Origin of the sequence: Micromonospora sp. NPDC047753 (genome assembly GCF_040642735.1) — a bacterium.
Classification (GTDB): Bacteria; Actinomycetota; Actinomycetes; order Mycobacteriales; family Micromonosporaceae; genus Micromonospora.
The window spans coordinates 1-8,514 of sequence record NZ_JBEYSL010000294.1; the positions used below are offsets into that span (position 1 = coordinate 1).

The 8,514-nt window shown below is 73.7% G+C and carries 7 protein-coding genes and 1 pseudogene; 3 read left to right on the forward strand and 5 right to left on the reverse strand.

Annotated elements, in window-relative coordinates:
* Positions 1 to 106: 106 nt before the first annotated feature.
* The 4 genes from ABZ749_RS22680 to ABZ749_RS22695 form a co-directional block, all read right to left on the reverse strand.
* Entirely contained in the window at positions 107 to 739 is a 633-nt protein-coding gene (locus ABZ749_RS22680) for a hypothetical protein (protein WP_357230774.1), read from the reverse strand.
* Between the two features lie 13 nt (positions 740 to 752).
* Positions 753 to 1,850 (reverse strand): SRPBCC domain-containing protein, encoded by a 1,098-nt coding sequence (locus tag ABZ749_RS22685; RefSeq protein WP_357230777.1) that lies wholly within the window; start codon positions 1,848 to 1,850, stop codon positions 753 to 755.
* A gap of 67 nt (positions 1,851 to 1,917) precedes the next feature.
* A complete protein-coding gene (locus ABZ749_RS22690; RefSeq protein WP_357230780.1) occupies positions 1,918 to 2,967 on the reverse strand; it encodes a nitronate monooxygenase in 1,050 nt (349 codons plus the stop codon).
* Positions 2,968 to 2,996: 29 nt separating this feature from the next.
* Positions 2,997 to 4,109, reverse strand: a complete 1,113-nt coding sequence (locus tag ABZ749_RS22695) for a hypothetical protein (RefSeq protein ID WP_357230783.1) — start codon at positions 4,107 to 4,109, stop codon at positions 2,997 to 2,999.
* A 150-nt stretch (positions 4,110 to 4,259) separates the two neighbouring features.
* Here ABZ749_RS22695 and ABZ749_RS22700 point away from each other — a divergent pair, with 150 nt between their 5' ends.
* From ABZ749_RS22700 to ABZ749_RS22710, 3 genes are all read left to right on the forward strand, one after another.
* Entirely contained in the window at positions 4,260 to 5,225 is a 966-nt protein-coding gene (locus ABZ749_RS22700) for a hypothetical protein (RefSeq protein WP_357230786.1), read from the forward strand.
* Between the two features lie 136 nt (positions 5,226 to 5,361).
* A complete protein-coding gene (locus tag ABZ749_RS22705; protein WP_357230789.1) occupies positions 5,362 to 7,665 on the forward strand; it encodes a M64 family metallopeptidase in 2,304 nt (767 codons plus the stop codon).
* A 175-nt stretch (positions 7,666 to 7,840) separates the two neighbouring features.
* Complete coding sequence (locus ABZ749_RS22710; RefSeq protein ID WP_357206283.1) at positions 7,841 to 8,113, forward strand: hypothetical protein; 273 nt, start codon at positions 7,841 to 7,843, stop codon at positions 8,111 to 8,113.
* A 30-nt stretch (positions 8,114 to 8,143) separates the two neighbouring features.
* On the opposite strand, the pseudogene ABZ749_RS22715 reads toward ABZ749_RS22710, so the two are convergent.
* Positions 8,144 to 8,514: pseudogene (locus ABZ749_RS22715) on the reverse strand (TetR/AcrR family transcriptional regulator); the annotation flags it as partial.

Below are 8,514 nucleotides of genomic sequence, written 5' to 3' on the forward strand. Positions count from 1 at the left end.
CCTACTACGTCTTCGGCGCCGGGTACGGCGAGGTCGGCTTCGACGACGACGAGTGGTGGGGCTTCCTCGACGAGCACGGTCTCACCGGCCGCCCACCGCACACGAATCAGCGCGTCCTGGCGTACGCCAGCGGAACGGTCGTGGGCTGACCGTCCCAACTGCCGCTCAGCGTGCCCCCGGTCGAGCCGTCGGCCCCGGCCCCCGGCCGGCGCACGACGACCAGCTCGACGGTGTCGGTGGCGATGAGCGTGCGGTCCTCGTCGACCACCCGTCGCACCGCGCCGACGGCCGGTACCTGGGCGGTGGCGCCGTCGACGACGACCGTCACCGTCGGCTCACGCACCTCGCGCCGACCGTCGACCTCGAAGTACTGCTCCGCCTGACCGCTGCCGGTGAGGATCGCGTGGGCGAGCGCGGCCGCGTAGACCGGGTCGACGCAGCCGTCGTACACCCAGCGCCGGCCGAGCACCGAATGCTCGGTGGTGCCGACCAGCCAGCCGTCCGCACCGTCGAGGGGCGCGGCGCGGTAGGTGAGCGGAACATGGTGGACCGGGCCGTCGGCGGCGCCGACCAGCATCGTCTCGATGCCGACCTCGCCGTCCGGGTCGTCGAAGCGGTAGGCGCCCCGGCTGACCACCTCGACGCCGGTCGGTCCGGCGTACCACTGTCGGGTGGGCAGCCAGGCCGTCAGCAGGTCCAGTTTCGTGGGGTGCAGGGTCGCCCTGTGCAGCAGTGCCATGACGGCAGCCTAGTCAGAGGCCCGCGCAGGGTTGCCCGCCGATCGTGCAGCTCTCCGGCTCCCTGGCGTTCGGCCGGCTGTCGCGGACGTCGAAGCTGATCGTCTGGGATCCCCCGGCCGCCACGGCGGCTCCGGTGAAGGTGAGCACCCGTCGGTCCTGTCGCCAGTTCGCGCCGTCGACGTCGTCGACAGTGGTGCCTTCGGCGAGGGTGACCACCACTGCCCAGTCCGCCACCGGTGCGCCGCCGGGGTTGCCGACCACGATCTCTCCGGTGTAGCCGAACAGTCGGTCGGATTCGGTCTCGTAGCGGGCCGTGACGGGCGCCGGTGGCGGAGGTGGCGCCGCCGACGTGGGCGTCAGCGAGGGCTTCGCCGACGGGGTCCGGCTCGGCCGGGTGGTCGCCGATGCGGTGGCCCGGGAGGGGCGCGCCGAGGGGGTCGCCGTGGAGGCGACCGTGGCCCTGCCGGCCGTCGCGGTCGGCGACGCGGACGCGGTCGCGGTCGGTGCGGGCGCGGCGACCGGCTTCGAGTCGCGCGGCAACGTCACCCATGCCGCCGTCCCCGCCAGCAGCACGGCCCCGGCGACCACGGCGACCAGCGTGCGACGCCGACGGGGGTTGCGGCCGGCCCTGCCGCGTACGCCGATCAGCGGCAGTTCCGCGGTCATCCCACCGTCGGCCCGGCGCAGGTCGACCTGCTGGAAGGCGAGCCAGTCGAGAATGGCCGGCAGTCGTACCGTCAGCGCCTGCCGGAGCTGTTGCTCGCGCGGCTTCTGCTGCTCGACCGACCAACCGCCGTGCGTGGTGACCTCCCGCACCTCCAGCCGGCAGCCCTGAGTCGTGGTCGTGACGTCACAGGTCACCTCGCTGAGCCGACCGGCCTCGTCGCAGGCCAGCACGAAGAGGTCCGGCTCCTGCCGCTCGGTGACCTCGACCTCGACGTCGGCCTGGAAGCCGGGCAGGCCGGCGGTGCGCAGCAGCATGCGGTCCGGTACGCCCTCGACCATCTCGGCCTCGGCGAACCACCGGCCGAGCAACTCCCGATCGGTCAGGGCGCGCCAGACCCGCTCAGCCGGGTGGGACAGCTCGACCTGCGCACCGATCTCGATCACGGCGAGACTCTAACGGGTTGCCCGCCCGGCCTGTCCCGCCCGCCCGAGCCGGTTGCCGACGGCCTGGTCAGCCCCAGCGGCTGGACCGCTCGACCACTGTGGCCAGCGCGGCCCGGGCGTCGGCGCTCACCTCGGCGACCACCTGCGCCGCCGGCACGTCCCGGGCCAGCGGGTGCGCCTGCCCGGCCCACAGGTTGGCCACCGATGCGTCCGCGTCGCGCCGGGCGGCGGCGAGCAGGGGCCGCGTCAGGTGCAGCACCTGGGGGTAACCACGCGGTGCCACCGCGTCGTGCTCGCGCAGGAAGTCGTTGGCCACGCCACGGGCCCGCTTACCGGTGTACGCCCGGGTCAACGCGGTCGGTGCGGCACCGGCCACCGCCGCCCGGTGCATCGGCGAACTGCCCGCCTCCGGGCAGCGCAAAAAGGCCGTGCCGAGTTGCGCGGCGGCAGCGCCGGCGGCCAGCACGGCAGCCACCGAGGGGCCGTCGACGAGGCCACCCGCGGCCACCAGCGGCCGGTCGCAGCGGGCGGCGGCCAGCCGGAGCAGCGGCAGCAACCCGTAGTCGTCGTCGTCCGGCAGGCCGCCGCGATGCCCACCGGCCTCGGTGCCCTGCACCACCACCGCGTCCACACCGAGGTCGGCGGCGGCGGTCGCGGCGTCCGGGCGGGTGACGGTGGCCCACACCTCGGTGCCCCGCTCGCGCAGGGCGGTGACCGCCGTCCGGTCGGGAAGCCCGAACACGAAGGACACGACCGGGACCGGGTCCGCGAGCAGCGCGGCCAGCTTCTCCGGGTACGCGTCGTCGCCGCCCACCGGCTCACCCAGGCTCACGCCGCGTCGCGCGGCCTGCGGGGCGAGCCGTTCGGCGTACGCCCGGACGGCGGCCTCGTCGACGCCGCCGGGGTCGGGCAGGAAGAGGTTCACACCGAACGGCCGATCGGTACGCGAGCGGACCTCGGCGACGTCGGCGAGCAGCCCGCCGGTGTCGATCATCCCGGCGGCGAGGAAGCCCAGCCCACCCGCGGCGGACACGGCGGCCACCAGCGCGGGCGTGGACGGGCCACCAGCCATCGGGGCGGCGATGATCGGGTGGCGCAACGTGGACAGGACGGACATCCCCCCATCCTGCCGCAGCCCCGGCCCGCTCAGCGGCGTGCGGTGTGTCTCCACCACAGCACGCCGCCGAACCCGAGCAGGACCAGCAGTGTCCCCGCGCCGAGGGCCAGCGGCCAGGCCCGCCCACCCCCTGCGCCGGCCTCTCCGGCGGCCGGACGGAGCGCCGTGGGCGACACCGGGTCGACGGACTCCGTGGAGGGCGCGGCGGTGACAGTGGTGGCAGTGGCCGGGTAGCGCAGGATCGTCGAGCGGGTGCCGGCTGGCTGACCGGCGGACTCGGAGACGGTCAGCAACGACCGGCCGTCGCGACTGTAGGTGATCGACTCGCCCTGGGGCTCGTCCGGCAACGGGGTGATCCTCGGGGTGCCGGTGGTCAACGCGCGGACCACGTCGCCGTCGGGGACGTCGTACTCGAAGGCGTCGGCGTAGCTGCGCAGCACCACCCGCCGTCCGTCCGGTGCGCTGGCCGCGCCGGTGATCACGCCGCGCCCCAGGAACGAGAACGGGTTGCTGGTCGTGGTCGAGGGCACTGTCACCTGGCCGAGCGCGGTCAGCGGCGTCGTCGCGTCCGGCCGCAACGCGGTGGCCGGCGCGTAGAGGAAGACAGTGCCGCTGCCGCCCTTGGTGACGATCAGCGGCCGACCGGACGCGTCGAGCAGCAGCGCTTCGGCGTCGTGCGGACGGTCCGGGTAGGTCATCCGGTGCAGCACCGGCTGCTTCGCCCCCGGTGCCAGCCGCCACACGCCGACCGTCGGCCGGGAGCGGTCGTTGTCACCGATGTCGGCGACCCAGACGGTGCCGTCCCGGCCGATGGCCAGGTCCTCGGTGTCGCGGGGCCGGGACGGGAAGGAGACGGTGCGCACCACGGCGCAGCGCTGGTCGAGGTAGAAGATCCGGCGGCGGGCCTCGTCGTCGGCCCCGTCGTTGATCACCACGTACCCGTCGTCGGTGGCTACCATCCCGGAGATCTCGCGCAGCCGGTCGTCGCGCACCTGGCAGACCGGCGTCCCCGCTGCCGCGCCCGCCGTGGCAGCGCCCGGCGCCAGCACCACTGCCGGTGGCAGCACGCCCGCGAGCAACGCGGTCACCACCGCCCCCGCACGAGCACGCCGCCCCCAGGTCAACCGTCCACGTACCCGCATCGCCCACCCTCCTCGTCGCGGCCGTGACCGGCCACCCGCCCATCCTGGCCGATCCCGGCCACGGTCGGCGGTGATCGGGGGGACGCGCCGGGACCCCTGGTCGATGTACTGTCGCTCCGCCTGATCTTCACGCCGGGGGTGGACATGTCCGTGAGCGACACCGCGCCGGCCACCCGGTTCGCACGGCGGCTGCTGCGCCGCCTCGGCCGCCCGGCCAGCGGCCCCGCCGTCGCCTGGGTGCCGCTCGCCGCTGTCGTCTGCGGCCTCTTCACCGGCGCCCTGGCCAGCCGGGCCGCCTGGGAGACCTCCCGACCGCAACCCGACCGGGCCGAGGCCGCCGCCATCCTCACCGAGGTCTTTCCCGGCCACGACCTCGACGAGATCGACACCCCGCCGGCGCTGTTCGTCGTCTACGGGCACGCGCTGCGCCTGTCGACGGTCAAGACCCTCGTGCTCGGTGACGGCGGCGAGTACCAGGAGAGCGCCACCGGCGCCGGTGCCCTCGGCGCGCCACCGGTGCCCGCCGAGCAGATCGTCACGGTGGCCCGGGAGCGCCTGACCGGTGCCGGCTGGCGGGTGTACGACCCACAGGTGTCCGACCGTGTCAGCTGCGCGGACAAGATGTGCGCCACCCCGCAGGCGGTCACCGACACCGCGCTGACCGCCCGACGTGACGACACCATCCTGAACGCCTCGATCTCCTCGCAGACAGCCGCCGACGCCAGCTACCTCTCGGTCGAGCTGCACCGCGCGCCGCCACCCCTGGTGGTCCCCGCCGGAGTGCTCGGCACGGTGCTGGGCGCGGTGGCCGGTTGGCTGGTCTTCGGCTGGGTCAGCCGACGCACCGAGGGACGACGCAGCCGCGGCACTGTGAACGGTCTGCTGGGTGTGGCCACGGTGCTGTGGTGGCTGCCGCTGCCGCTGTGCGTCCCGTCCCTGCTGTCGCACCACCTCGGCGAGCCGCACCCGGCCTGGCACCCGTACTGGGAGTGGCTGGGCCAGCCGGCCGCGTCGCTGCTCTTTCTGGTCGGCGCGGTGTGCGTGCTGCTGGCGCTGGGGCTGGGGCTGGCCGCCGGTACCCGCCGGAACACCACGCCCGAGGCGACTGCCGACTGACCGCCGAGGGTTACCTGTCGCTCGTCAGACCGGTACGGTCCGAGATGTCCACGGTCACGGCAGGCCCGGACGACGGCGCCCCGCCGGGCCCGACGCCCGTCTCCGCCAGGCCGAACGGCCATGGAAGGGGCGCAGGGTGCGGATCAGAGCGGGGTTGTGTGTCGCGGCGCTCGTCGCGGCGGGACTGACGGTCGGCACACCGGCCGCCGCCGCACCGGCCGTCACCCCGACGGCTGGTGCCACAGTGGTGCCGATCCAGGTCACCGGTGACCCGGCGACGCGGTTCAACCTGGTGCTGCTGGGCGACGGTTACACCGAGGCCGATCTGCCCACCTTTCGAGCACACGTGGACCGGCACCTCAACACCCTGTGGACGATCGAGCCGTTCAAGTCCTACCGCAGCTACTTCAACGTCTACGCCGTGGAGATCGTCTCGGCGGAGTCCGGGGTGGACTGCGACCCCGGCCTGTCCGCGCCGCGACGCGACACCGCGCTGGGCATGGGTTTCTGGGGTGGTTGCAACCCGGCGAGCGTGCAACGCCTGCTCACCGTCGACGGCGTCGCCGCGAACGCGTACGCCGACCTGGCCGGCGGCACCAACCCCGGCAACCGGCAGTTGATCGCGCTGGCCAACAGCGGCACCTACGGTGGGGCCGGCGGCAGCAACGCCACCGCCTCCGGCGGCAACGCGCTCTCCGCGCTGATCAGCCCGCACGAGCTGGGGCACTCGCTCGGTGGCCTGCAGGACGAGTACGACTACTACGCTCGTGGGGTGCCGGGCGACACCTACAGCGGGCCGGAACCGGGCTCGGTGCACCACACCGTGCTGACCGAGGGGCAGATGCGCGACACCCGGGCCAAGTGGTGGCGCTGGCTGGGTGAGCCGAGCGAGGCGGGCGGGACGATCGGCCGCTACGAGGGCGGCCTGTACCTCCAGCGTGGAGTGTGGCGACCGAGCCGGCACTCGATGATGAAGTCGCTGGGCTTCTACTTCGACCAGGTCGGCCGGGAGCGGATGACCGAACGGATCGCCGCCCGGGTCGGCATCGTGCAGGGCGGCACGGCCACCGATCAGGCGGTCGGCGCGGACCGACTGCTCTGGGTGGACATCCTGCACCCGGTGAGCCACGCGTTGACGGTGACGTGGTCCGTGGACGGCAGGGCGGTGCCCCGCACCGGCAACACGCGCCATCTGGACCTGCGGAAACTACGGCTCTCCCCCGGCCGGCACACGGTGACCGCCACGGTGACCGACCCGACGGAGTTCGTCCGCGACCCGGCGATCCGCAGCTCACCGGCGCTGACCCAGACCCGCACCTGGGCCGTGGACACCGCGGTGCGTACCCCGACGGTGGATTCGCCGCTGGCGATCACGGCGTCCACCGCGACCGACCGACCGGTCGGCGCGCAGGACGTGGTGTACGTGCGGACCAGCCAGCCCGCCGATCGGGCGCCACGCGTGCGCTGGACGCTCGACGGCCGGCCGGTGGCCGACACCGGCACCGACCGGGACGTGGACCTGAGCACCCTGCGCCTGTCGCGGGGCTCCCACCGGCTGACCGCCCGGGTCAGCGAGCCGGGCACCGGGAGGGCGGTGACCCGCACCTGGACGGTCGACGCGACACGACCCGACGTGGCGTACGCCCTCTCCGAGCCGCTGCTCACCGCGACTCGGCCCGGCCGACCCACCGAGTACGTGTTCAACGGCCCGTTCACCATGGGGTTGACCGGCACCGACGACGGCACCGGCCAGGTCACGTCGGAGTTCCGGCTCGACGGCGACGGGTGGCACAACTACTACGGCTGGCCCACCGACGCCCGATCGCCGTTCCTGTTCACCGCCACCGGCACCGACGTGGACGGCCTGGTCTACGGCAACCTCGGCTCGGGCGGCCTGTCGGTGTCCCCGTTCGCTGAGCGGTCTCCCGGGTACGGCCGGCACCGCGTCGAATACCGGGGCATCGACGCCGTCGGCAACATCGGGCCGGCCCGCGCGTTCGTGGCCACGCTGATCCCGCCACCACCGGCCTGCACCACTGTGGTCACCGGCCGGCACGCCGGCCCGCTGACCGTCACGGCCGGTGTCACCTGTCTGCGCGCGGCCACCGTGACCGGCAAGGTCACCGTCGCGCCCGGCGCCGCACTGGTCACCCAGGGCTCCACGATCGCCGGAAACCTGACGGCGTCGGGCGCCACCGCCGTCGAGGTGCTGAACACCGAGGTACGCGGCGCGGTGACGCTGACCGGCACCGCCAACCACGTCACGATGGTGGGGGCCCGAGTGGCCGGGCCGCTGGCGCTGACCGGTAATGCATCGGCGCCCATCCTCGCCGGCGGCGAGGTCGGCGCGTTGGCCTGCTCGGGCGGCCCGGCCCCGGTCGACCTGGGCGCACCCACCAGGGTGCGGACGCCGACCGCTGCCCACTGCCGGCGCGCATGACGCCGTACCTCTCAAGATCCGCGCAACTACCGGGACAGTGCTGCTTCCGCCGCTACCGAGGCAGCATCGTCCCGGAAACTGCCGAGATCTCGACCGACGTGCCGGCCTGACTGGGGCGCTGGCGGGTAGGCAGCGGCCCGGCGGCATGTCGACACCCGCCGGGTGGGAGGCTTCGATGAGCACGTACCGGGATGATCAGGGCGAAACGTTCCCTCCTCCGGAGGCGGACGCCCAGGAGCAACGACAGGACGCGTTCGACGTCGGGCCACCGGACCGGGTGTCGGGTGACGTCGACCCCGAAGCGTCCGAGGCGGACCTGGCCGAGCAGGGCGCCCTTCCGGCGGGCACGCTGGAGGAGGTGACGTCCCTGCCTGCCGACGCCAACCCGGCGGACGCCCTCGAACAGCTCCAGGAGATTCCCGTCCGCGACGAGGGCCGTCGGACGTGACGCGTGAGATCAGGTTCGATCCCCTGGCGCTCAGCGGGTCCGGATCCCGTTCAGTACGACATCGAGGTAGTGGCGACCGGCTGCGGCTTGCTGCTGTTGCGAACCGGTGGCTGCATGCATCCTGGCCGAGAAGGCGACTCCACACATCAGTGGCGTCATGTCGGCGAGCGTGATGCCGGGCGCCAGCAAGCCTGCCGCCCTGACCCGTACGAACAGTTTGTCGAACAACGAGGACAGCTCATCGAGCAGGTGCGCTGTGCCCGGCAGGGTGGCCGTGGGCGTGGACAGCACCGAGGACAGGGCGACGTCGAGTAGTTGCGCGTCCACGACCCTGACCAGGAAATCACGGAAAGCGGTCCAGGGGTCGTCCTGCTGCACGGCCCGTTCGGCGGCCTGGATCA